The organism is Natrinema sp. CRL1 (genome assembly GCF_059162405.1).
In genome coordinates, this window is the sequence record NZ_JBLVOY010000003.1 from 312,637 (window position 1) to 336,231 (window position 23,595).

Here is a 23,595-nt window from a genome sequence, read left to right on the forward strand (position 1 = left end):
CGGCGGGAGGGCCCCGCCGCTGTCCGTCTTCCCCTGCCCGACACGTCGGATCGGATCGTCAAGCGCAAAACCGCTCGAGCACGTAGACGCTCCTATGACCGAGTCGAACGCGAGCGACGCTGCCGAGGACGGAGACGCTGCGAGCGACGACGGGCTTCCACGGGAGGTCGTCGACGAAGTCGAACGGCTAACGCGCCTCGAGCGCAGCGCAGTGGACGAAAACGAAGTCGAGGCCTACGAGGACCGACGCGACGACCTGCTCGACGAACACGACTTTACGGCCCGCATCCGCGACGACGACGGCGACGACGTGCTCGTCTGCCATCCCGCAGCGTGGCACGACGAGGAAAACGGCGTCATCAGGATCGAGCGGATCGACGACATCGATCGCGCGGTCGAAATCCCGCTCGAGGGGACGGCCGACCCGGACGATTGGGCGGCCGTCGACGAGCGGAATCGCGATCTCGTCGAAGCAGTGAGGAAAGCCCACGGCGACGTACACGGCGACAACGCAGCCATGCTCGCCGATTTCGCGAGCAATCACTACGCGAAGCCGATGGAATCGCTGACGAGCGAAGAACTCGATGAATTCGGCACTGACTACGTGGTTCGGAACGCGTGGCCGTCGGCAAAACAACAGGAAGTGATCGCGGATTCGATCGAACTCGTCTTCGAGACCGCCGAAGAGCCGGTCCCGGAGATCCGATTCTAGTAGCTGTTTTCGACGATCTCGCTGATCTCGTCGGCGCGGTCGTCGCCCGTGACGATCTTCGAGAGCGACCATTGAATGCCGTCGAGGACGGCGTCGTAGCCGTCGTCGGTCAGCGAGTACTGGTTGGTTCGCTTGTCGAGTTCGCTCTTTTCGACCAGCCCGAGATCGACGAGTTCGTCGAGGTTGGGGTAGAGTCGGCCGTGGTTGACTTCGGTCCCGTAGTAATCCTCGAGTTCGCGTTTGATCGCCAGGCCGTACATCGGTTCCTTGGCGAGGATGACGAGGATGTTGTTCTGGAACGCTGTGAGTTCGCGTGCAATACTCTGTTCGCCGGTGATTGATTGTGCCTCTGACATACGTATGCAAATGTCACCAGACTATTTAAGACTTGTCAACTATTCCTTCGTATCAGTCGGCCGGACAGGCCGTTACCGACCGCTACACCGCCGGACACCGGTGTACGTGTCCGATTCGTGTCTGTCGATTATCTGGCAACCGTCGCGTCAATAGTGACACTCGATTACGAAAGTACTTTTTGATCGACGGTGGATGCTCCGGTACATGGTCAACCTCTGGGAAGACCTCGAAACCGGACCGAATCCGCCAGAAGAGATCTACGCCGTCGTGGAGTGTCTCAAGGGCGAGCGAAACAAATACGAGTACGACAAGGACGTCCCCGGCGTCGTGCTGGACCGCGTGCTCCACAGCAACGTCCACTATCCGAGCGACTACGGCTTTATCCCGCAGTCGTACTACGACGACGAGGACCCCTTCGACGTTCTCGTCCTCGTCGAGGACCAGACGTTCCCCGGCTGTGTTATCGAAGCCCGTCCCGTCGCCCTGATGAAGATGGACGACGACGGCGAGCAAGACGACAAGGTCATCGCCGTCCCGAGCGAGGACCCGCGTTACGACCACATCGAGGACCTCGAGGACATCCCACAGCAGGAACTCGACGAGATCGACGAGTTCTTCTCGAGCTACAAGAACCTCGAGGAAGGCAAGGAAGTCGAGACGCTGGGCTGGGAGGACAAGCAGGCGGCCTACGATGCGATCGAGCACGCACAGGACCTCTACGACGAGAACTTCTAGAGTAGCGACGGTAATACGGTCACCAACGGAGTCACCGCAGACGCGGTGATTCTGTTTTTGCGACCGCCGGCGACTCGAGTCGATTCCCGAGAGTTATCCGTGCCCGTTCGGGAGATGCATTATGAGCATGGGTAATTTTATCCCCGAACACGCCGTAGTCGGTCCTGTATGGCAGCACCCGACCCTTCCCCGCGACCGTCACCGTCGGCCGACGACGCAGTCGACTCCGCCGCCGGCATGGCCCACCCCACAGTCGTCCCGGCCAACTTCGATCCCGAGAACTCGAGCGACCGGGACGAATAATCCCTGCCCGGGGATTGCCGAGACTCCGGGTCGGCGTCTCTCGCTCAGTTCGCCCTGAGATGCGAAATCTGACATCACTGTAGCGCCGGACAGTGGGATACCAGCACACGGAGTGTCAGCGGTTCGCAAAACACTATCTCGAAACGAACCTTCTTGTATGCGGTCGAACTACGTCCGTCCATGGGTCTGTTCGATCGATTGCGGGGCGACGGCGACCCCCGGGTCGCATTTATCGGGGTCGACGGCGTACCGTATAGTCTCCTATCGGAGAACGAGGAACTGTTCCCGAACTTCGCTGCGCTCGCCGATGACGGGACCGCCGCGGAAATTTCGAGCATCGTTCCGCCGGAGTCGAGCGCTTGCTGGCCGTCGCTGACGACCGGCATGAACCCCGGCGAGACGGGCGTCTACGGCTTCCAAGACCGAGAGGTCGGCACGTACGACACCTACGTCCCGATGGGCCGGGACGTCCAGGCCGACCGCGTCTGGGACCGCGTCCAGGAGGACGGCCGCAAGGCCACCGTGATGAACGTCCCCGTTACCTTCCCGCCCCAGCGCGACGTCCAGCGGATGGTCTCGGGCTTTCTCTCGCCCGGCCTCGACAAGGCCGCCTACCCCGACGACGTCCGCGACTACCTCGAGACGCTCGATTACCGGATCGACGTCAATCCAAAACTCGGCCATCAGGCGGACAAGTCCGAGTTCATCGAGGACGCCCACGCCACGGTCGACGCCCAGTACGAGGCCTTCCAGCACTACATCGAGGAGGACGACTGGGACCTGTTCTTCGGCGTTTTCATGACGACCGACCGGGTCAACCACTTCCTGTTCAAAGACTACGAGCGCGACGGCGAGAACAAGGACGCGTTCATCGAGTTCTACCAGAAGGTCGACGACTACATCGGCCGCCTGCGAGAATCGCTGCCCGACGACGTGACCATGATCGTCGCCTCCGACCACGGCTTTACCAGCCTCGACTACGAGGTCCACTTCAACGAGTGGCTCCGCCAGGAAGGGTGGCTCTCCTTCGGGACCGACGACCCCGAGGAACTGGGCGATATCTCCGACGACACCACGGCCTACTCGTTTATCCCCGGCCGCTTCTACATCAATCTCGAGGGCCGCGAGCCCCGCGGGTCCGTCCCCGAAGACGAGTACGACGCAGTCCGTGACGAACTCAAGGCCGATCTCGAGGCCCTCGAGGGGCCGAACGGGAACAAGGTCGTCGAGCGCGTCGTCGAGAAAGAGGAGGCTTTCCGCGGCGACCACGACGATATCGCGCCGGATCTGGTCGCGATTCCGAACAAGGGCTTCGATCTCAAGTCCGGCTTCAAGGCCGACTCCGACATCTTCACTACCGGACCGCGAAACGGGATGCACAGCTTCGACAACACGTCGCTGTACATCGACCACCCCGAGGCGACGATCGACGACGCCGACCTGTTCGATATCACGCCGACGATCCTCGACCTGATGAACATCGACTACAGCCGCGGCGATTTCGACGGCGCGAGTCTCATCTAAGTGACGAGCTGAGCTCCAGTAGGCATTTCTCCGCTGATAGTCACGTCCGGATATGAACGATACCCTGACCGTCGGGAGCAGCCTCGTCGCCGCGATCGTGCTCGCCGGCACCGTCGGCGCGATCACCGGGAGCCCCGCAGTGCTCGGGATCACGGGGGCCGGAATCGCGATCTATCTGGCCGTCGGCGTCGGCCTCCCGCAGTACCTGCTCTACAGAACGAGCGGGTCCCCCCTTCAACTCGGACTGGCCATTCTCGCAGCCGCCGGTGCCGCGATCGTGGTCCTCGGTGGTCTCGTCCGCGACTCGCTGCACGCGGACTGGGGAACAGGGTTCATCGTACTCCTGATGTACGTCCTGGTCGGGAACCTGCTCGGGGCCGCCGTGCGGGAGTTTCGGGCCGGCTATCGGTCCGGCTCGTAAGCTGGGCAGTCCCGCTGGCACCGTGGGCTCGCCGACGAGGAGCACCAGCAGAACCGATCCACACCCGACCGATCGATCCGCGGATCGCGAGTTGGCAGCACACGAGGTGCCGACCGCGATTCGAGGGCGTTTTCCGCCCGGCAACGAACCGCCGTCCATGGACGAAGTCATTCACGCTCGCGGCCACGAGCACGTCAGCGCCGAGCACGCGAGCACCTTCGAAGTGACGACCGACGACTACCTCACTCCCGCGGGCGACTGTATCCTCGCGATCGAAGCCGACCGCACTCCCGCCGATTTCGACCCCAAATTCGTCGCGGCTTGCCAGAACGAAACGGCGACGATCACCGTCACCGTCGAGGCCGACGGCCACACCGAAACCGTCGAGGGACGCGGCGATCCCGACCTCGAGTTCACGAACGAGCGCAGCGCGGTCGGGCGCACGAGCGAGTACGTCGACGACCGGACGATCGTCGTGGATGCCGAGTTCGCGGCCGAGGGCTTCGACCGCGACCTCGTCGACGCGCTGGCCGAGGGAGCCGAGGCGACGGTGACGATTTCCGTCGAGTGATCGCTCGCAGGTCGGTCAGTGGCCGCGGGCTCGAGCCCCCGGCTCCGCTGCGGTTTTGACCCCGCGGCCCTAATGCGGCGATATGAGCGACGATCCGGAGCCCGCAGTCAACATCAGCGGCGGGGCAACTGGCGGCGGCGTCGCGGCCGAGTTCGATCCCGCGACCGCGGACACCCGCGCGGAGGAAGTCGTCGACCGACTGGGGCAACTGTTCTGGCAGAAACAGTACGGCGGTCGAGACGCCTTCACCTGTCTCGTCCGGACGATCTTGAGCCAGAACACCAGCGACAAGGCGAGCCAGCCGGCCCACGACGCGCTGATCGAGCGGTACGATGGCAGTGCGTCGCAACGCGACGCAGACAACGCGAGCGGTGCGAGGCGCGAACGGCGTGAGGGCCTCGATGACGCGAACGGCGAAGCCGTGAGCGGGCAACCGCGATCAGATAGCGTCGACCTCGCCGAATCGCTCGCGAACGCCGAGCAGTCGACCCTCGCCGAGACGATCAGCGGGGCGGGGCTGTACAACCAGAAGTCCGAGACGCTCATCGACACCGCCGAGTGGGTCCTCGCGGAGTTCGGTTCGGCCGCCGCGTTCGATACCTTCGTCAAAGACGAGGAGCCCTCGATCGTCCGCGAGACGCTGCTTTCCGTCCGCGGCGTCGGGCCGAAGACCGCCGACTGCGTCCTGCTCTTCGCAGGCGGCCGCGGCGGCGTTTTTCCAGTGGACACGCACGTCCACCGGATCTACCGCCGCATGGGGATCACACCGCCGGACGCGGACCACGAAGCCGTTCGGGCCGTCCTCGAGCGCGACGTGCCCGCCGAAAAGTGCGGATTCGGCCACACGGCCACCATCCAGTTCGGCCGCGAGTACTGCACGGCGCGCAAACCCGCCTGCCTCGAGGACCCGGACGCCTGTCCGATGGCCGATATCTGCGAGCAGGTCGGCGTCTATCCCGCGACGGACGAGGTCGTCGATCCCGCCGCCGCTCCCGAAAGCGAGTGAGCGCTCGAGATGGCCTGCCGATCCGTTACTATCGTAGCGCTCGAGACGATTTACACACCGGACGCAACGCTAGCCTGCGATCGGGTGTGCGGTGACTTTCACGCGCTACGATAGCCGCGCTTTCGCGACCGGGTGTGACCGTCGCCAACTCCCGAATGCCGGCTCGCAACGACGCGAACAGAAGAGGAGATTCGCTACTGGTCCGCGAGCCACGCCACCGCGTCCGCTTCGCTTCCGAACGTGCGGTATTCGAAGTCGGGGTCGATCGCATTCAAAGTCGATTCGATGCGCCCCATATCCAGACTCGAGATCGCGGAGTCTGCGTACACCCCGGCCCCCGCCCTGACGCCGTGGTCGATCAGGTTCGGCAGCCAGGTCTCGCCGAGCCACTGCTTGTCCTCCTCTTTGTGGGCCATGAACTCCTCGGTGTTGACGACGTACCGTTCGACGCCCGCCGCTTCGATGATCGCCTCCCATCTGCGGGCGACATCCCGGAGCCGTTCCCCCGAGAGGTATTCGTTGTACGTGAAAATCGGCACACCGAGCCCGTCAGCCCGTTTGATCGTGTACGCCTCGGTCTGCTCGACGATTGTCGCGGTCATGTCCATACCGTTCCTGTACGCTGTTTGTAAACCGTTCGGGCGGAGTATCTGTACTGATATTTGGATGGGACTCGATCACGAGCCGTCCCGGTCGAGAATGTACCGAGCGGATCAGGCGACGCTGATGGGGTGGAATAGAGGACGAGAGCGGGGAAACGCGACAGATCTGTGAGTGGTTCACAACGAGCGTTCGTTCGATCCCGCGGCCGGGCTGATCTATGTCGCTGCTCGAGTCGCTCGACCGCCGATTCGACGCTGTCACCTTCGATACGGCATGGTTTTCCGTGCCACGATTCCGGACGGGAAGTCGAACCGTGGACGGGGTCGATACCGCCGTAGTCGGGGGCTTCAGGTTTCCATGCGTGATTCGTGACACGTTTTCTGGACTTCACAACGGTTATATGTCGGTATCGGGGTAGACCCGGGGTACCAATGCCTGCAGGCCCAGATCGGGATGCAGAGACGAGCGGGTGCGAGTCGACTTCGACGACTGACCGAGCGCGAAGCGCCGTCTCGCGCCGACGGCTGTTGTCGGCGACTGCGGCCGGCTCGGCGACCGCCCTCGCCGGCTGTACCGAACTCCTCTCCGGCGGGAGCAGCGACCCGCTGCGCGTCAGCGTCTGGAGCGGAAACTACGCCGATCGGTTCGAAGAATCGGTCGTCTCGAGATACGAAGACGAGTTCGACGCGGAGATCCAACTCGAGCCGGGGTGGAACAACATCCTCAGCGACATTCAGACCGCGCCGGACGACGACCCGCCGTACGACGTGACAATCACGGAGGGGAACTTCTATTACTACGGCCGACAGGACGATCTCTTCCACGAGATCAGGACCGACAACGTTCCCAACTTCGACGAGGTCATCGACTACTACACGGAGTTCCGAAACACGGAGTACGGAATGCCGGTCGACGGCGCTCCCTGTACCATTATCCACCGCGAGGGGATGGATTTCGAGCCTGACTCGTGGGCCGACCTCTCGTCTGCGGCCGTGGCAGAAAGCAACGGCGTCGGCGTCGATACCGGCTTCTGGTGGTACCCGATGTACGCCGCCGCCGTCGGTATGGACGAGGCCGAACTCGGTGAGGAGATGCACGACCCCGACCTCCACGACGACGTCCTCGAGACCGTCCGCGAGTGGCCCGTCGAGAGCTGGGCGAGCTCCGGCGAGGATATCTGGCAGGCGTTCCAGAACGATGTCATCGACGTCGCCCAGTGGTACTACGAGCAGACGGCCTACGATATCGACGACTACGACGGCCTGACCCACACGATGCCGGCGGAGACGACCGGCTACCTGAACCACTGGTGTGTCGTCAAGGGCACCGACAAGCGCGATCAGGCCGAGGAGTTCATCAACTTCCTCATGGATTCCGAGGTCCAGACGGCGTGGTCCGAGGAGATGCCCACCCTGTTCTGTAACGAGAACACCGAGTATGCCGGCGACCTGGCCGACGATCTGCCGAGCAACAGCGAGGAGGCACGGAACATCGCCTTCCCGGACTGGGAGTTCCTCGCAGATCACAGCGGCGACCTCTCCGACGACTTCACCGAACTGCAGTCGAACGCCTAACCGGTCGCCACCGCCACTACATTCATGTCTGAAATCACGCTTTCCGGACTCGAGAAACGGTACGGAGACACGCTCGCCGTCGAGGACGTCTCGGTGACGATCGACGACGGCGAACTACTGTGTCTGCTCGGGCCCAGTGGCAGCGGTAAGTCCACGACGCTGCGGATGCTCGCCGGCCTCGAGACGCCGACCGACGGCGAAATACACATTGGCGACGAGGACGTGACCGACCGCCCGGCCTACGAACGCACCACCGCGACGGTCTTTCAAGACTGGGCGTTGTTCCCCCACAAAACGGTCCTCGAGAACGTCGCCTTCGGGCTGAAGATGCAGGGGAAGGGGAAAGACGAGCGCCGCGAGCACGCCCGCGAGATGCTCGAGCGCGTTCGGATGGGCGAGTACGCCGACGACGACCCGATGAACCTGAGCGGTGGGCAGAAACAGCGCGTCGCGCTCGCACGGGCGCTCGCCGTCAACCCCGACGTGTTGTTGCTCGACGAGCCGCTGTCGAACCTCGACAAGCGGCTCAGCGAGGACATGCAGATCGAACTCCGCGAGATCCACGAGGAACTCGAGGAGACGTTCGTCCACGTCACTCACGACCAGGACGAGGCGTTTACCCTCGCCGACCGGATCGGCATCATGGCCGACGGGAACCTCGTGCAGGTCGGCGAGCCCGACGAGGTCTACGAGAACCCGAAGAACCGGTTCATCGAGGGCTTCCTCGGGGATACGAACTTCGTGGGCGGCGAGGTCGGGCGGACGACGGCGGAGTCGGTCTCCGTCGAAACCGAACTGGGTCGCGACGTCGTTCTCCCGACGACGGGCGACGCAGACGACGCGGACGCCCTCGCCGAGGGCGAGTCGGTGGCGCTGTCGCTCCGTCCCGAAGTGCTCTCGATCGAGTCGGCGGACTCGAACGGGACTGAAAGCGGATCGGACGCGGATCAGGCGAAGCCGGTCAGAACCGATGGAAGCACGACGAACGCCGTCGTCGGCACGATCGAGAACGTCCTCTATCGGGGCTCGACGGTCCGCTACTCCGTCGCGGTCGAAGACACGTCGGTGTTCGTCGAACGCACTGTCGCCGACTCCGGCGCGTTCGACGCCGGCGACGAGATCCGGATCAGCTGGGACGGCGCGGATGTCCTCGCATTCCGTGACGACGGCTCGAGGGTCGACCTGTAACGATGTCAGGAACGCACTCGTCGTCTGCGCTGCCGGCCCCGATCGCGCGACTCTGGGAGTCGCTGCGGGAGCGATCCCGATCGAAGCGAGCGCTGCTGTTGATGGCCCCGCTGTTGGTCTTCGAGTTGCTGCTGTTCGTCGCGCCGTTTCTGATCCTGTTGCGGATCAGCCTCACGGACGGGTCACAGGATCTCCGCTACGCGCCGGGAACGTGGTCGATCTCCGGATACAGCGAGGTGTTTACGACCGACGTACTGCTGAACGCCATCACCTACTCGATCAAGTTGGGGCTGCTCGCGACGGCGATTACGGTCGTGATCGCGACGTTTTACGCCTACGCGATCTGGCGGTCCGAGGGGGTCGTCAAGTCGGCGCTGCTGTTCTCGGTCATCTTGCCACTGCTGACGACGCTGGTCATCAAGACCTACGCGTTCATGCCGCTGCTCTCGCCCAACGGGACGCTCAACGACGTCCTGCTGTCGCTGAACCTCATCTCGGAGCCGATCCAGTTCGTCCCCGGGACAGTCGGCGTCGTCGTCGGGCAGGTCTACATCGTCCTGCCCTACGCCGTACTGGCGATTTACAGCGTTCTCGCGACGATGGACTGGGGGATCGTCGAAGCCGCTCGCGACCTCGGCGCGAGCCGCCCGCGGTCGGTGCTCGAGGTCGTCGTGCCCCAGGCGATGCCCGGCATCATCGTCGCGACGGTGATCTCCTTTGCGTGGAGCGTCGGTGCCTACGCCGCGCCGGGGCTCCTCGGCGACGGACAGAACAAGGCCAAGGCGTTCGCACTGGTTGTCGAACAGCGCTTGCTGTCGAACCTCCAGTGGGAGGTTGCGACCGCGTACGCGGTCGTCATGTTGCTCCTGATGCTCGTGAGTGTCGTCCTTCTTACAGCTACGCTCAACTACTTCGGAGGTGAGTTCGAGTATGCATAGAGAACAACTCGAGAACGCCCTGTTCCGGGCGGGCTATCTGGCGATCCTGGCGTTCATGCTGTTACCGCTCGCGGTGGTCGTCGTGACCTCCTTTGCGGAGTCGGGGAACCTCGTGTTCCCGCCCGAGAGCTACTCGCTCGTCCACTACCGCGCGTTCTTCGAGCAGACCCGTTGGCTGTCGGCCTTCGACAACAGCCTCCTCGTCGGCGTCGGGACGACGATCGTCGCGACCACGCTCGGGGTCACGGCCGCGTTCGGCCACGAAATCGACGACGGCCGCGCCGGACAGGTGCTCGCGCCGCTGGTCCTCGTGCCGCTGCTGATCCCGCCGATCATCCTCGGGATCTCGATGCGCGTCTACTTCGTCAGGGCCGGCCTCGAGGCGTCGTACCTGAGCATCGTCCTCGCGCACACGCTGTGGGCGACGCCGCTCGTCTACTTCGTGATGCGATCGGTGTTCAGCCGGTTCGACTGGCAACTCCTCGACGCCGCGAAGGACCTCGGCGCGGGGCCGATCCGGTCGTTCGTCTACGCCGTCCTCCCCAACGTCAAACACGGGATCTTCGTCGGCGCGCTGCTCGCGTTCATCATCAGCCTCCAGGAGTTCGTGATGGCGCTGTTCCTCTCGAGTCGGAGCACGGAGACCATCCCGGTCGTCGCCTGGACCGAGATCCGACAGTCGCTCGATCCGATGGTGAGCGTTGTCTCGACGTTTCTCATCATCATCTCGCTCATCGCGATCGTGATCGCAACGATCGCCACGAACCTGGACTGGCTCTCGAAACAGCTGTCCTGATCGGCCGTTTCCGATTCGACTCCTTTTTACGCGGTCTCAGACCGACTCGAGCAGTCGGTAGCGTAGTGAACTCGAGCAGCCGGCAGCAATCCTGTGACAGTGGCTACGAGCAGTGCAGTGGCCGTCTCGAGCGCTCGCCGAATCGGCGAGCGCTCGAGTCACGGGGGAGGGCAGGCCGACCGCGCGGCGCGCGAACCTGCGCGCCGCGCTGCGGTGCGGCCTGGTGGACATGAAAAGGGCGACGCGAGCGCCGCCAGGCGCTCGCGAGGGCTTTCTTTAGAGGAAGCGGAAGGTCTCGAGGTTCTTCGGCGCGAAGGTGCGCATGTCGTAGTCGTGGTAGAGCGCCGACGAGAGGTCCTGCGTGGAGCGCTCGTCGCCGTGGACACAGAGCACCTTCTCGGGGCGTGGGTTCATCGTCTTGACGAAGTTCTCGAGGCCGGCGCGGTCGGCGTGGCCGGAGAAGCCATCGACGGTTTCGACGTTCATGTTCAGCGAGAGGGTGCCGCGGCCGTCGCCGCTACCCATGGCACCGACCTCGCTGGTGGGAATCTCGTCCCAGCCGTTCTGGATGCGTCGGCCCAGCGTCCCCTGCGCCTGGTAGCCGACGAAGACGAGCGACGAGTCCGGATCGGGACCGATGTGGCCGAGCCAGGACATGATCGGGCCGCCGGTGACCATCCCGGAGGTCGAGAGGATGATACACGGATCGCCGTCGGCGACGTCCTGTCGTTCTTCCTCGCCGCCGTCGATGTGGTTGAACTCCTCCGCGAGGAAGGGGTTCTCGTCGTCGTGGAAGATGCGGTCGCGTAGATCGTCGCGGAGGTATTCGGGGTAGGTAGTGTGGATCGCCGTCGCCTCCCAGATCATGCCGTCCAAGTGGACCGGCATCGAGGGGATGTCGCCGTTGCGCATCGCCTCCTCCAAGACGAGCATGATCTCCTGTGACCGGCCGACCGCGAAGGCGGGAATAACGACTTTGCCGTCCCGTTCGTAGGCCTCGTTGATGACCTCCTTGAGCCGCCCCTCGGAGTCCTGTTGATCGGTCTGATAATCGTTGCGACCGCCGTAGGTCGACTCGAGGACGAGCGTCTCGACCCGCGGGAAGTCGTTGACCGCACCGTTGAACAGGCGGGTGTCGTCGTAGTGAATGTCACCGGAGAAGGCCACGTTGTAGAGGCCGTCGCCGATGTGGAAGTGCGAGACGGCCGAGCCCAGAATGTGGCCGGCGTTGTGGAAGGTGAGTTTGACATCCGGCGCGATGTCGGTGACGTCGCCGTACTCGAGGGGGATGCAGTGTTTGATCGCTTCGCGGACCTGCTCGCTCTCGTAGGGTGGGCTGCGGCCTTCCTTGGCCGCGACGTCGAGGTAGTCAAGCGTCAGCAGCCCCATCATGTCTCGTGTGGGCTCGGTACAGTAAATCGGGCCGTCGTATCCGTACTTGAACAGGAGCGGGATCAGCGCGGAGTGGTCGAGGTGGGCGTGGGTCAGTACGACCGCGTCGATGGTCTGTGGGCCAGCGCCGAGCGCCTCGGGCGCGTGGAGGTAGGGCACCTCGCCTTCCGCGCCGGGCTTGTCACCGCAGTCGATGAGGATCCGCGTTTCCGGTGTCGAGAGGATAAAGGAGGCCCGACCGACTTCGCGACAGCAGCCAAGCGTCGTGATGCGGACGTACTCGTCGTCGGACATCTCCTCGCGGTGGATCTGTCGACCGACTTTCTCGAGAATGTCCCGGCGCTCGTCGCGTTCCTGCTTGAGGAAACTGCGAACGTTCGAGACGGTCGAGGATTCGATCGGCGGCGTGCGGACGACTTCAGGCGTCCAGCCGACGTTTTTGGTGATTTCGCGGAGCGTCGACCCGTGGCGGCCGATGACCATGCCGGGCTTTTCGGCCTCGATGACGACCTCGCCGGTATCGGCGTGGAAGTCGAGGTCGGTGACGCCGGCGTCCTCGGGGATGACGTTCATGATCTCCTCGCGAGCCTGTTCGGGTCGCGAGAGGACGCTCGGGTCCGGTCGGACGGTGATCCGCTTGCGAAGCTTGCTCGCGAGCTGCCGAATCAGATCGCCCTGCTGGGCGAACTTCTTCGGATCGCGCGTGTAGACCACCAGTTCCGGGCCTTCGTATTTCACCGAGGAGACCGAGATATCGCTCGGTAACTCGCTCGTGATCTGTGCTTTGAGATCGTCGAGTTGCTGCTCTACAGTGCTCATAGGTCGCCGAATGTGGATTGCGTGAACTCACCGTCCGGAACCGGACACGATGTCAGGACAGGAGTCGGAGATCGGAGACGGCCGAGAGAGATCGGTTCGACGGCGGCCAACCGACGGCCGCCGTACCGGAATCGAGAGCGCACCGCATCGCCCGCGGGGGACGACGGCGCTCGTCTGCCGGTTCGTCTCCCGAATCATCGTATCCAACTCCGTGTCGTGACGAACATGCTCCCGGATCGGTTATCCTGGTCCGTGCGGGACAATTCCAGGGAGAACCCGCTTACTCGACGCTATTCTTTGCGTGGTATAAAAGCCTTCGCAAAAACCAGGGCCGTGGGGACCGTAGTCGCCACCTGCACATGTACGTTTCACCCGCTCGAGTCGCCGAGGAACGCGATTGGGTCTTCGACCGCGCCGAAACCGTCGTCCCGCTCATCAACGACGTTCGCGACGACCTCGGCGAGGTCTTCGGTACGGATGTCGATTCGGTCTCCGAGGCAGGCTATCGCGAGGAAGTCGACGCCGTCTTCGCGGACGGCGATCTGGGCGTCAACGTCGCCGCGATGGTCGCGATTTTGCGAACCCTCGACGTGGAGGGTGATTATCCGGGATTTGTAGTCGACGAACTCCTCGGCCGCGAACTGGCCGCGACGATCGCCGGCCCGCAGCCGCTGCGAACGCTCGGCGAGGCTACCTTCCACTACGCCGACGTTCGGGTCCACGGCGATGCCGACGAAAACGCCGGTATCGACGACTGCGAGGCGGCGTTGGCCGCCGGGTTTCAGGAGCGACTGCCCGGCTGGAACTGGACCGAACGGGAGAGTCCCTTCGCCCTCGAGCGCTGAGCCACCATTGAATCTCCACCGCTCTCGCCGGCGAGAGCGTGACGACCACTGGGGACGGTGGGTACCTCGGATGTGCCGAGTGTGAGTTAGCTCGCCGTTTCGTTGCCCAACTCCGTCTCGTTGCCGCCATCGGAACTGTTGGTCTCGTTGCCCGCTGCCTGCTCCTGTTGTTGCTGTTGTTGTTCGCGCATCGCCTGCTGTTGTTGCTGTTGCTGGACGAATACCTCGTACTGATCACCGGGATAGATGCCGTCGACGGTGCCGTCTCGAAGCGTGCCCATAATCGCCTCGTCGGATCCGGTGACGCGGAAGAGGCCGTACTGTGGCTCGGAGTCCTCGATCGTGAAATCGCGGTCGGACGCCGAGTCCTCGAACTCGCTCCCGGCCTGCTCGATCAACTCGCGCTGTTGTGCCACTGCTTCTTCTTGGGTGAGGTTTCCGCTCTGGTACTCCTGATTGAGACTCGAGAGGTCCTCTTGGTCCGGAGAGACGGCTACCGTGACCGGATCGCCCCCTGACTCGTCCGACTGCGTCAACGAGTCGAGTTGGGAACAGCCGGCGAGCGACGCGGCCGCGCCTGTACCGGCCAGTGCGAGGAAGTTACGGCGAGTCGAGAGGTCCGTCATCGTCTCTGACGCGGGGACGAACGAAAATATACCTTCTGCGTTGGGCCCGCGACGAGCGCGTCGCTGCCACTCGGTATCCGCCCGACAGCGGGTACCTTTTGTCCGTCCCCGCCCAAGATCGGCCAGTGACGGATTCAGAGCACGGTCAGCGAACGGAAACCCGACAGGGGCCGACGCCGGCGGCCGCCCATGACATGATCGCACGCGGGATCGATCGCGACGCCATCGTGACCGCCTACGGTCGCTGTACCGTCGACTACGAGGGCCGGGCCTCGAGTCGCCTCGAGGCGGGGCATCGCCACGTCATGCTCAAGCCCGACGGCGCAGCGCTGGTCCACACCGACGAGGGCCAGCAGCCGGTCAACTGGCAGCCGCCGGGCTGTGACCACGCGGTCTCCTGTGCGGACGGCGAACTCGTCCTCGAGAGCCTGCGATCGACGCCGGACGAGCGGCTGTGCGTTCGGTTTCAAGAGGTGCTGCAGGTCTCCGCCTTTTCGGGGTCCGACGAGAACGAACTCGCGCTCGTCGGGACCGAGGAGGACCTCCGCCAGCGAATCCTCGAGGATCCAGACCTGCTCGAGACCGGATTCACGCCGCTGGCGACCGAGCGCGACACGCCCGCGGGTGCGGTCGACATCTACGGCGAGGACTCGGCCGGCCGGGCGGTCGTCGTCGAACTGAAGCGCCGGCGGGTCGGCCCCGACGCGGCGGGCCAGCTCCGGCGCTACGTCGACGCGCTCGAGCGCGACCTCCACGCTGACGCCGCCGTTCGTGGAATTCTGGTGGCACCCTCGGTGACCGACCGCGCGAGCCGGCTGCTGTCCGACCACGGCCTCGAGTTCGTCTCGCTCGAGCCGCCGGCCGAGTGAGACACATCGGACGAAAAGCGGCTCCCGGACAATTGGGCTGCAGTCTCCGGCGAGCCACCGTCGCGGACCGATTACCGGCGAACGACGAACACGACGATTCCCAGCACGAGCAGTCCGATCCCCCACATCCACGACTGTCCCGGGAGATACGCCAGCAGTAGCGTGACGATGCCCGACGTAATGAGCGACCACCCGATCGTCGTTCGGTATGTCATACCGCTATATTGTCGCCAAAGCGGTTGTGCGTTGTGCCGGTCATCGCAACTGGAGAACCCGTCCCATCACTGTTGCTTTCACATCACGATACCACTCACTCGGCGTGGGAGCCGGCAGACGATTCGCCGACGGATACCGGTCGTCACTCGAGCAGTTGCTTCAGCCGATCGAGTTCCGTCAGCGCCTCGACGGGAGTGAGGTGGGCGAGATCGAGCGCGCGGAGTTCCGCGGCCACGTCGGTCGGCACGTCGCCACCGTCCGCAGTCGCCGGTGATTGCGTGACTTTGTTCGGTTCGGGAGCCGGTTCCTCGCTCTCGCTCGAGTCAGTCGTCGGTTCGTCATCGGCCGCGTCCGCGACCAATTCCCGCGAGCGCTCGACGACATCCTCAGGGACCCCGGCTGCAGTCGCGACCTCGACGCCGTAGGAGCCCGTCGCCGCGCCGGGCGCGATCTCGTGGTGGAAGACGACTTCGCCGTCCCGTTGCTCGACCTCGAAGTGGAGCGTGAACGCGGCCGCGAGGTCGTCGGCGAGTTCGGTCAGCGGGTGGTGGTGGGTCGCAAAGAGCGTCGTCGCGCCGACCCGATCGTGAAGGTGCTCGGTGATCGCCTGCGCGATGGCCATCCCGTCGGCCGTCGAGGTCCCCCGGCCCACTTCGTCCAGCAGGACGAGCGAGTGCTCGTCGGCCTCCCGGAGGATGGTCGCGAGTTCGTCCATCTCGACCATGAACGTCGAGCGCCCGCCGGCGATGTCGTCGCTGGCTCCGACGCGCGTGAAGATCCGATCGACCGGCGTCAGCCGGGCGGCGCTCGCAGGCACGAAGCTCCCGACCTGCGCCAGCAGGACGATCTGAGCCACCTGCCGCATGTAGGTCGACTTCCCAGACATGTTCGGCCCCGTGATCACCGCCAGCCGTCGATCGCTCGCGAAGCGGGCGTCGTTCGGGACGAACGACTCCTGGGTGCGCTCGACGACGGGGTGGCGACCACCCTCGATCTCGAGGGTCTGACTCCCGTCGCGCTCGAGGATGTCGGGCCGGCAGTAGTCGTACTGGGCGGCGGCCGTCGCGAGCGAGACGAGTGCGTCGAGGGTCGCGAGGGCGTCGGCGAGCCCTTGGACGCGCTCGACCTCGTCGGCGATCTCGTGGCGCACGTCACAGAAGAGTTCGTACTCGCGCTCGTCCGCGCGCTCTTCAGCGCCGACGATCTGATCCTCTCGCTCCTTGAGTTCCGGCGTGACAAACCGCTCGGAATTTTTGAGCGTCTGGCGGCGCTGATAATCGTCGGGCACCGACTCGAGATTCGGGTTCGTCACCTCGATGTAGTAGCCGTGGACCGAGTTGTAACCGACCTTCAGCGAGTCGATCCCGGTCCGGTCGCGTTCCCGTTCCTCCAAGTCGTCGATCCACTGCTTGCCGTCCCGAGCGGTGCTCCGAATGTCGTCTAAATCCGCGTCGTACCCCTCGGCGATGACCCCGCCCTCGGTGATCTCGATCGGCGGGTCCGACACGATGCTGTCCTCGATCAGTTCGCGGACGTCCGCCAGCGGATCGAGGGCTTCCCGGAGCCGCCGCAGTCGCTCGCAGTCGGCGTCGGCGAGTCCCTCCCGAACGTCGGGCACGACGGCGAGGGTGTCCCGTAGCGAGCGCAGGTCCCGCGCGTTCGCCCGCTCGCGGGAGATCCGCCCGATCAGCCGCTCGAGGTCGTAGACGTTCCGCAAGCGCTCGTGCAGTCGTTCCCGGGTCCGCACTGCGCCCGTGAGTTCCTCGACGGCGTCGAGTCGCGCCTCGATCCGGTCGGGCTCGAGCAGCGGTCGCCGGAGCCAGTCTCTCAGCTTGCGGCCGCCGAGCGCGCTGGCGGTCTCGTCGAGGACGCCGACCAGCGTGGCCTCGCCCCGGCCGTGGACGGCCCGGGGCTCGAACAACTCGAGGCTTCGCAGGGCGACGGCGTCGAGCAGCAGGTACTCGCGGGGATCGTACCGCGTGAGGTGGGTGAGGTACTCGAGGTGTGCGTCGCTTTCCGCGGATGGCGGTTCGTCCTCGGCGTCGTCGTTTGCCTCGCCGATCTCTGCCCCACCGCTCGCCTCGCTATCGCCCGTCTCACCGTCGTCCGCCTCACCGCGCTCGCCCTCGTGCGTGCCGCCGCGGACGTACTCCGCGTAGGCGAGCAACGCGCCGCAGGCCCGGATTTCGGCGTCGCTCGCGAGCAGGGCATCGGGGTTCCGGAAGTACGTCGAGAGTTTCGCGCCGGCGCGGTCGCGGTCGAACGCGCCCGCGTCGTACGGTGTGACCATGCAATCCTCCGGAAAGATGTCGGGTGCGTCTGGCCCGACGACGGCTTCGGCGGGGGCAAACCGGCTCACTTCGTCCGCGATCGCCTCCCTCGAGGTCGAACTCGTCGCGAGGAAGTCGCCGGTCGACACGTCGAGCAGGGCGAGCGCGAGGTCGGCATCGCCGGCGGCCCCCTCGCCCCGGGCGACAGCGGCCACGAAGTTGTTGTCGTCGCTCGCGAGCAGTTCGTCCTCGGTGAGCGTTCCGGGCGTAATCACGCGCGTGACCGCTCGCTCGACGACGCCCGAGGTCTCGCCGGGTTCCTCGACCTGGTCGGCGACGGCGACCCGATAGCCGGCCTCGAGCAACTCCTCGATGTACGATTCGGCGTTGTCGATCGGGATGCCGGCCATCGGGTACTCGCCGGTCGAGTCCTCGCGGCTCGTCAGGGCGATCTCGAGCAGGCGCGCGGCGCGTTCGGCCGCGCCGCAGAACGTCTCGTAGAAGTCCCCCACTTGAAAGAGGACGATGGCGTCGTCGTAGCGCGCACAGAGGTCGTGATACTGGGCCATCATGGGCGTCAGCTCGTCGCGCTTTTCGGCCATCGCGGCGGGCGGGCCAAGCGCCTGGTCCATACCCGAATTCGGCCGCCCGGCGCTGAAATACCTTGCTGGATCGGCCCCGCTGCTGGCTCGAGACCCACCTCTCAGGTTACGTGACTGTCAAGAAACGGAAAAAGCGTATTACGGTCGATCACGGATGGTCGGACGACCGGGATGAACGGGGAATCGTCGGTCGGAATGCGTGTGGTCGCCTGCCTCCTCGCCGTGACGCTCCTCGGCGGCGGACTCGCGGGTGTCGCGGCGGGAGCATCGAGTACGGGGCCGGTACTGACGAGTACGACTGGGGCCGCTCTCAACGACTTCCTCGAGACCGACGACACGACGGATACCGTTGCGGAGACGACGGACACTGTCGAAAATACCACCGACAGTACCACCGATACCGCCGAAAACACGACCGAGAGCACGACTGACCGGCTCGAGAACGCGACAACCGATGGTGACGGCTCGGATGACCCGACCGACGCGACAGTCAACGAGACGACGGAGACGGTCGACGATACCGTCTCGAGCGGGACCGACGCGGTCGACGGAACAGTCACCGAAACTGGAGACACCGTCGACGGCACCGTCTCGAACGGAACCGAAGCGATCGACGGAACGGATGACATCGTCGATACCACTCAGAACGAGATCGGGCTCGACGCCTCGCTCGAGGGCGGGTCCGGCGTCGACGGCCAGTCCTCGAGTGCCGACGGCGACGATACCACAGGCGCGAGCGCGAACGAGTCCGCAGCCGAAAACGCGAGTTCCGCGGGCGGAAGCGACGACGGGTCCGACTCGTCGGAGACACCCGGTTCCACCGAAACGGCGACCGATGCGGTACTTGTCGGGATGCTGGGAGCAATCACCGCCTCCGGCGCGGCGGCCAGCACTGGGGCAGCCGGCGGTGCAGGCACGTCCGGGGCCGCCGGAAGCGCGGGCGCGGCGTCGATCGGGTGGCTCAGCGAGTTCCGCAATGCGGGATCGCTCCGGCGGGCCGGGACGGATCTCTGGAAGGCATTTCCGCTGTTCAGGTACAGCCAGTACGACGACTCCGACCCGCTCGAGCACGACCGCCGTCGGGCGATCTACGAGACGATCGAGGCCGACCCCGGCTGTTACCTCTCGCGGGTCAGCGACCGGGCCGACATCCCCCTCTCGACGGTCCGCTATCACGTCCGAATTCTCGAGGACGAGGACCTGGTCACCGCGATCAAGCACAACGGAAAGCGCCGGTACTTCCTCGAGGACACGGACGCCGAACTCCGAGCCGCCCTCGCGGAGCCGGCCAAACGCGACGTGCTCGAGGCGCTTTCCGACCTCGGGCAGGCACACAACGGCCGGCTCGCCGAGGAACTCGAGCGCGATCCCAGTACGGTGTCCCATCACCTCGCCGCGCTCGAGGAGGACAGGCTGGTCGTCCGCGAGAAGGACGGCCGATCGATCGTCAACCAACTGCCCGCGCGGGTCGAGGCGGCGCTGCGCGACGAGCTGACGCCCGAGGCCGACTCGCAGCGGGCTCCGGCCGACGACTGACGCTGTTTGCAGTTTCTCTCGAGTCAGTTTTCACTCTAAGTCCGAATCGTCAGTCTCGAAGTACAGCTCCGCGTGGTTCGCACAACCGGGATTGAACGGGGCGTCACAGGCCGGGCAGTTGTAGTCGGCTGCGCGGTAGTCGGGAACGGTGAGTGCGGTCCCGCAAGCGCCACAGAGCACGGACGGCTCGTCGAACCGCCCGCGCGGCCACGGGACGGCCTCGTGGCTCGTCGATTCCTCGTGGCAGCGAAAACAGGGGTAGTAGCGCTCGCAGCAGGCGAATTTAAAGGCGACCACGTCGCGGTCGGTGTCGTAGTGAGCGCACCGCGTTTCCGGATCGACCTCGACGCCGTGGACCGTGTGGCTGCCGATCGATTGCACGCGTGACTCGAGGGCCGGCGGGTGCTTCGGTGTTGTGGTGGGTTGGTGATCGGGCTCGTGGGTTGGGATTCATCCGGAGTTGATGCGGCTATCGTCGGATATTCGTGGAGGTACTCACCGACATCGGATTCGCCATCACGACGGTGGAACGCATGACGCTTCGACAGTCGAGGTACAACGTACCGTGTTCGCGAGTATTGCCCTATCGATCTCGAGAGCAGTCCGTGTCTGACTCGAGGAGAGGTGGGACAATAGTGCGGCGCTATCGAAGAAATGCCTCATAGCTGCGTAGTCGGTGAACGAACACACTACGAAAAGAGACGACAGCGAGCGACAGCGTTGTCACTCGAGCCGAGCCCACACCAACCCGAACTCGAGCACGCACCACTTACTCGAACTCGGTGGTGTCGCCGCGGCGGTAGCGGTCGAGTCGGCGGTAGCCGTGGACGGTGGCGTCGGTGTCGAGTTCGATTTCGTAGCGGCCGATGATGTCTTGCGTGTCGGGGACGGCGCGGCGTTCGACGACTTCGACAACGGCGCGCCAGCCCTCGTCGGTCGGCGAGATTTCGCTGACGCCGTCGAACTCATGGCCGATGAGTTGACCGGCGGTCGACTGCACCGTCTTGCGGACCGCGAGGATGCCGGCGATCTCCTCCTGGTCGACGTCGACATCTTTGTCGACTTCCTCCGGATCGGTCATCTCGTCGGCGGTCATGCTGACCGTTCCGCGGGACTGTGGCTCCTCCACGTCGTTTTCGGCCTGTTCCTCCTCCGACTCCTGTTCGGTTGCTTGACTGTCGCTCACTGTTGGATCACTCTCGTCGTGTTGGTAGCAGAACCCGTCGTCTCGGGCTGGCCGCGAGCAGCGCTCGCCGTCCGTCGTCAGTGCCTTGCACTGCTCGCGTGATTGCGCGTCGGCTTCGGCCATTGGTCTGGATTCGGTTCGTTATGGAGACCGTACGGTTCGATCGATCGTCCGTGCGGGTCAGACGGTCTCGTCGATCTGCGATCGCAGTTCGTCGACGTCGTCGCCGTTCTCGCCGGCTATTTTCGGGACGAGGACGTCCGTGAAGACGTGGGTCAACGTCTCGTCGTCGAACTCGCCGTCGCCGTCGTGGCCGTCGAAGACGGCGAGTCCCTTCGCGGCGGTGATCGCCGCGCGGGTACCGACGACGATATCGAGATCGTCCCGGAGCGCTCGCGTCTTCGCGACGATCGTCGCGATGTCGTCTGCCGAGAGGTCGACGTGTGCGCCGACGATCTCGCGCTCCGTTTCCTCGTCGTAGTAGTTGACGTGGACACCGATGAACCGGTCGAGCAGCGCGTCTTGCTGTTCGTGGACGCCGGCGTACTCCACGTCGTTCGACGTGAGGATCGCCCGGAACTCGGGGTGGACGTCGATCGTCCGATCCGCGCCGCGTTTCCCCGGTCGCTCGAGGACGCCCTCCTCGAAGACCGAGAGCAGGACGTTGTGGGCCGTGGGGTCGCTGCGCGAGAACTCGTTGTAGACGAGCGTCGCGCCTTCCCGGACCGCGACCGAGAGCGGGTTGTCGACCCACCGTTCGCGGACGATTTCGGTTTGCTTGCTGACGCCGCTGACGAACCGGTCGTCCTCCTTGTAGCGCTCGCCGCCAGCGTGAGAGCCGACGAGCGCGGCGGTGTCGACGGCTTCGTCGCCGTTGAGCCAGACGACCGGCCGGCCGCGTTCGGCGGCTGCCGAGAGGGCGAGCGCCGTTTTCCCGCAGCCCGTCGGCCCGATCAGGTGGACCGGCTGGTCCGCCTCGAGCCAGCCGTTGATCCGGCCTCGGAGCGACCGGACCGCGTCGGTCTCGACGAACGGTTCGGGGACGACCTCGCCGGGATCGGCGAGGGGAGTATCGCCGTCGCGTTCGCCGGCGCTCGATGCCGCTCGCGCGAGCTCTTTCTTCGCTCTCCGGCCCTCCTTCTGCTCGCGACTGGCCCTGATCTTCCGCCCGCGGACCTTACGCTTGCGCGACGTGTCGTCGGCCATCGGGGGTTACTCCGATGCCGACTTCGGTGACGATTCGGGACGCGGTTCGACCTCGAGTTCCTCGAGTTCGTCGAGGTCGCCCTCTGCGGTGGCCTGTTCAATTTTTGCGATCTCCTCCGCGTAGTGCAGGAAGGTGTCGACCGAGGCGACCACGACGCGGGCTTCGATCGTCAGTAGCTCGATCCCGACGACCGAGATGCGCGCCCAGACGTCGATGACGACGCCTTTGTCGAGTACGCGGTCGAGTACTTCCGCCAGACTCGAGGAGTCGGGTCTTCGTTGCGGTTGTGCCATACCGTCTCCAGTTTGGCCGCCGGCTCGTAACACGGCTTGCACTGCGACTGCAAGTCGGGTGACGCGGGGCCCCTATCGAGAGTCCGTGGGCGAACTGAGCAAATCGAGCTGATGGGCTGCGACTGCAAGCACCACGGTAACCCACCGCGGCGACGAATCCTCTGTGACGATACTCGAGTGTTCGTCGCGATCCCCGCTCGACCGCGCGACACGCCACCTATCGCAGTCCCATGTCAGCCACCTGTCCCAGCGCCGACCGAGACGTAGTACGCACGCGTTTATCGACCCGTAGGTCCCGGCGACGGAGCAGTAACGGGCGTCGACTAATGAGCGCGGGGCAGGGAGGACCGAACCCCATGCACACTACGCGAGTGATCCATCGATGAGTAACCGGTACGTCTACGGCATCGTCGATTCCGATACCGTCGAGTTCGAGACCGACGCCGTCGCCGGTGCCGACCGCGTCTACACGATCTCCCACCGCCGGCTCGGTGCCGTCGTCTCCGATATCGACACGACCGATCCCGAGGAGACCGACGAGGACGCCCAGCTTCACGACGAGGTCCTGCGCGAGATCATGGACTACGACGGCGGCACGACCATCGTGCCCATGCAGTTCGGCATGGCCTTCGAAGGCGACCGGGAGCTAAAGAACGTCCTTCGCGGGGCGCGACCGGCGTTCCGTCGCGCGATGAACGACATCGAGGGCAGGGTCGAGCTCGGCCTCAAACTCGTCCGCGAGGAAGACGCCGACATCGACCGCGAGGCACTCGAGGAGGAAGTCGCGGAACGCTTCGAGCCCATCGCCGCACAGTCCGTCGCGAACGACCTGTTCAGTGACCGGCTGGTTCTCAACCGCTCGTATCTCGTCGACGAAGAAGAGCGCGAGACGTTCGACGAGGCGGTCGCCGCGTTCGAAGACGACCACGACGAACTCATGGTCCAGTACACCGGGCCGTTCGCGCCGTACAGCTTCGTCGACGTGAAAATCGGAGCCCAGCAATAA

25 protein-coding genes are annotated in these 23,595 nt (G+C 64.8%); 15 read left to right on the forward strand and 10 right to left on the reverse strand.

Going from position 1 to position 23,595, the window contains the following annotated elements; all coding sequences use genetic code 11:
* The first annotated feature begins 94 nt into the window (after window positions 1–94).
* On the forward strand, window positions 95–712 hold the full coding sequence (locus ACJYUO_RS12475) for a DUF7108 family protein (RefSeq protein WP_494345685.1): 618 nt from the start codon (window positions 95–97) through the stop codon (window positions 710–712).
* Here ACJYUO_RS12475 and ACJYUO_RS12480 read toward each other — a convergent pair.
* Window positions 709–1,068: a PadR family transcriptional regulator gene (locus tag ACJYUO_RS12480; RefSeq protein ID WP_006432457.1), complete on the reverse strand. Its 360-nt coding sequence runs from the start codon at window positions 1,066–1,068 to the stop codon at window positions 709–711. The genes ACJYUO_RS12475 and ACJYUO_RS12480 overlap by 4 nt on opposite strands.
* A 205-nt stretch (window positions 1,069–1,273) precedes the next feature.
* On the opposite strand from ACJYUO_RS12480, the gene ACJYUO_RS12485 reads away from it, so the two are divergent.
* The 6 genes from ACJYUO_RS12485 (at window position 1,274) to ACJYUO_RS12510 (ending at window position 5,629) form a co-directional block, all read left to right on the forward strand.
* The gene (locus ACJYUO_RS12485; RefSeq protein WP_006432455.1) at window positions 1,274–1,804 is read left to right on the forward strand and encodes an inorganic diphosphatase; all 531 of its coding nucleotides are present in this window, start codon (window positions 1,274–1,276) and stop codon (window positions 1,802–1,804) included.
* A 168-nt stretch (window positions 1,805–1,972) separates the two neighbouring features.
* On the forward strand, window positions 1,973–2,107 hold the full coding sequence (locus ACJYUO_RS12490) for a hypothetical protein (RefSeq protein WP_494345686.1): 135 nt from the start codon (window positions 1,973–1,975) through the stop codon (window positions 2,105–2,107).
* A gap of 180 nt (window positions 2,108–2,287) precedes the next feature.
* Window positions 2,288–3,631: an alkaline phosphatase family protein gene (locus ACJYUO_RS12495; protein ID WP_494345687.1), complete on the forward strand. Its 1,344-nt coding sequence runs from the start codon at window positions 2,288–2,290 to the stop codon at window positions 3,629–3,631.
* Between the two features lie 52 nt (window positions 3,632–3,683).
* Window positions 3,684–4,052 carry a hypothetical protein gene (locus ACJYUO_RS12500; RefSeq protein ID WP_494345688.1) on the forward strand — a complete coding sequence of 123 codons (369 nt, stop codon included), beginning with the start codon at window positions 3,684–3,686 and terminating at the stop codon, window positions 4,050–4,052.
* Between the two features lie 157 nt (window positions 4,053–4,209).
* The gene (locus tag ACJYUO_RS12505; protein ID WP_494345689.1) at window positions 4,210–4,623 is read left to right on the forward strand and encodes a DUF371 domain-containing protein; all 414 of its coding nucleotides are present in this window, start codon (window positions 4,210–4,212) and stop codon (window positions 4,621–4,623) included.
* Window positions 4,624–4,705: 82 nt separating this feature from the next.
* Window positions 4,706–5,629, forward strand: coding sequence for an endonuclease III domain-containing protein (locus tag ACJYUO_RS12510; RefSeq protein WP_494345690.1), 924 nt, complete (start codon window positions 4,706–4,708; stop codon window positions 5,627–5,629).
* A gap of 194 nt (window positions 5,630–5,823) precedes the next feature.
* Here ACJYUO_RS12510 and ACJYUO_RS12515 read toward each other — a convergent pair whose 3' ends face one another.
* Entirely contained in the window at window positions 5,824–6,231 is a 408-nt protein-coding gene (locus ACJYUO_RS12515; protein ID WP_494345691.1) for a hypothetical protein, read from the reverse strand.
* 432 nt (window positions 6,232–6,663) lie between these two features.
* On the opposite strand from ACJYUO_RS12515, the gene ACJYUO_RS12520 reads away from it, so the two are divergent.
* From ACJYUO_RS12520 to ACJYUO_RS12535, 4 genes are read left to right on the forward strand one after another with little or no spacing between them, the layout of a single operon-like run.
* Window positions 6,664–7,806 carry an ABC transporter substrate-binding protein gene (locus ACJYUO_RS12520; RefSeq protein WP_494345692.1) on the forward strand — a complete coding sequence of 381 codons (1,143 nt, stop codon included), beginning with the start codon at window positions 6,664–6,666 and terminating at the stop codon, window positions 7,804–7,806.
* Window positions 7,807–7,830: 24 nt separating this feature from the next.
* The gene (locus tag ACJYUO_RS12525) at window positions 7,831–8,994 is read left to right on the forward strand and encodes an ABC transporter ATP-binding protein (protein ID WP_494345693.1); all 1,164 of its coding nucleotides are present in this window, start codon (window positions 7,831–7,833) and stop codon (window positions 8,992–8,994) included.
* A gap of 2 nt (window positions 8,995–8,996) precedes the next feature.
* Window positions 8,997–9,932, forward strand: coding sequence for an ABC transporter permease (locus ACJYUO_RS12530; RefSeq protein ID WP_494345694.1), 936 nt, complete (start codon window positions 8,997–8,999; stop codon window positions 9,930–9,932).
* The gene (locus tag ACJYUO_RS12535; protein ID WP_494345695.1) at window positions 9,925–10,728 is read left to right on the forward strand and encodes an ABC transporter permease; all 804 of its coding nucleotides are present in this window, start codon (window positions 9,925–9,927) and stop codon (window positions 10,726–10,728) included. The genes ACJYUO_RS12530 and ACJYUO_RS12535 overlap by 8 nt, the downstream gene beginning before the upstream one ends.
* Before the next feature lie 276 nt (window positions 10,729–11,004).
* Here ACJYUO_RS12535 and ACJYUO_RS12540 read toward each other — a convergent pair whose 3' ends face one another.
* Window positions 11,005–12,939 (reverse strand): beta-CASP ribonuclease aCPSF1, encoded by a 1,935-nt coding sequence (locus ACJYUO_RS12540; protein ID WP_494345696.1) that lies wholly within the window; start codon window positions 12,937–12,939, stop codon window positions 11,005–11,007.
* Window positions 12,940–13,298: 359 nt separating this feature from the next.
* Between ACJYUO_RS12540 and ACJYUO_RS12545 the strand changes: the two genes are divergently transcribed.
* Window positions 13,299–13,784 carry a DUF7984 family protein gene (locus ACJYUO_RS12545; protein ID WP_494345697.1) on the forward strand — a complete coding sequence of 162 codons (486 nt, stop codon included), beginning with the start codon at window positions 13,299–13,301 and terminating at the stop codon, window positions 13,782–13,784.
* A gap of 86 nt (window positions 13,785–13,870) precedes the next feature.
* On the opposite strand, the gene ACJYUO_RS12550 is transcribed toward ACJYUO_RS12545, so the two are convergent.
* Window positions 13,871–14,410, reverse strand: coding sequence for a hypothetical protein (locus ACJYUO_RS12550; RefSeq protein WP_494345698.1), 540 nt, complete (start codon window positions 14,408–14,410; stop codon window positions 13,871–13,873).
* 125 nt (window positions 14,411–14,535) lie between these two features.
* On the opposite strand from ACJYUO_RS12550, the gene nucS reads away from it, so the two are divergent.
* Complete coding sequence (nucS, locus tag ACJYUO_RS12555; protein WP_494345699.1) at window positions 14,536–15,279, forward strand: endonuclease NucS; 744 nt, start codon at window positions 14,536–14,538, stop codon at window positions 15,277–15,279.
* A gap of 71 nt (window positions 15,280–15,350) precedes the next feature.
* Here nucS and ACJYUO_RS12560 read toward each other — a convergent pair whose 3' ends face one another.
* Together ACJYUO_RS12560 and mutS are read right to left on the reverse strand one after the other, a co-directional pair.
* Window positions 15,351–15,494: a hypothetical protein gene (locus ACJYUO_RS12560; protein ID WP_494345700.1), complete on the reverse strand. Its 144-nt coding sequence runs from the start codon at window positions 15,492–15,494 to the stop codon at window positions 15,351–15,353.
* A 143-nt stretch (window positions 15,495–15,637) separates the two neighbouring features.
* Window positions 15,638–18,397 carry a DNA mismatch repair protein MutS gene (gene mutS / locus ACJYUO_RS12565; protein WP_494345701.1) on the reverse strand — a complete coding sequence of 920 codons (2,760 nt, stop codon included), beginning with the start codon at window positions 18,395–18,397 and terminating at the stop codon, window positions 15,638–15,640.
* Window positions 18,398–18,538: 141 nt separating this feature from the next.
* On the opposite strand from mutS, the gene ACJYUO_RS12570 reads away from it, so the two are divergent.
* Window positions 18,539–19,903 carry a winged helix-turn-helix transcriptional regulator gene (locus ACJYUO_RS12570; protein ID WP_494345702.1) on the forward strand — a complete coding sequence of 455 codons (1,365 nt, stop codon included), beginning with the start codon at window positions 18,539–18,541 and terminating at the stop codon, window positions 19,901–19,903.
* Window positions 19,904–19,933: 30 nt separating this feature from the next.
* Here ACJYUO_RS12570 and ACJYUO_RS12575 read toward each other — a convergent pair whose 3' ends face one another.
* The 4 genes from ACJYUO_RS12575 to gvpA all read right to left on the reverse strand — a co-directional run bounded on the left by ACJYUO_RS12575 (window position 19,934) and on the right by gvpA (window position 22,589).
* Window positions 19,934–20,284, reverse strand: coding sequence for a CHY zinc finger protein (locus tag ACJYUO_RS12575; protein WP_494345703.1), 351 nt, complete (start codon window positions 20,282–20,284; stop codon window positions 19,934–19,936).
* 388 nt (window positions 20,285–20,672) lie between these two features.
* A complete protein-coding gene (gvpO, locus tag ACJYUO_RS12580; protein ID WP_494345704.1) occupies window positions 20,673–21,212 on the reverse strand; it encodes a gas vesicle protein GvpO, halophile-type in 540 nt (179 codons plus the stop codon).
* Window positions 21,213–21,269: 57 nt separating this feature from the next.
* Complete coding sequence (gene gvpN / locus ACJYUO_RS12585; RefSeq protein ID WP_494345705.1) at window positions 21,270–22,295, reverse strand: gas vesicle protein GvpN; 1,026 nt, start codon at window positions 22,293–22,295, stop codon at window positions 21,270–21,272.
* A gap of 6 nt (window positions 22,296–22,301) precedes the next feature.
* Window positions 22,302–22,589, reverse strand: a complete 288-nt coding sequence (gene gvpA, locus ACJYUO_RS12590; RefSeq protein WP_494345706.1) for a gas vesicle protein GvpA — start codon at window positions 22,587–22,589, stop codon at window positions 22,302–22,304.
* Between the two features lie 382 nt (window positions 22,590–22,971).
* On the opposite strand from gvpA, the gene ACJYUO_RS12595 reads away from it, so the two are divergent.
* The gene (locus ACJYUO_RS12595) at window positions 22,972–23,595 is read left to right on the forward strand and encodes a GvpL/GvpF family gas vesicle protein (RefSeq protein WP_494345707.1); all 624 of its coding nucleotides are present in this window, start codon (window positions 22,972–22,974) and stop codon (window positions 23,593–23,595) included.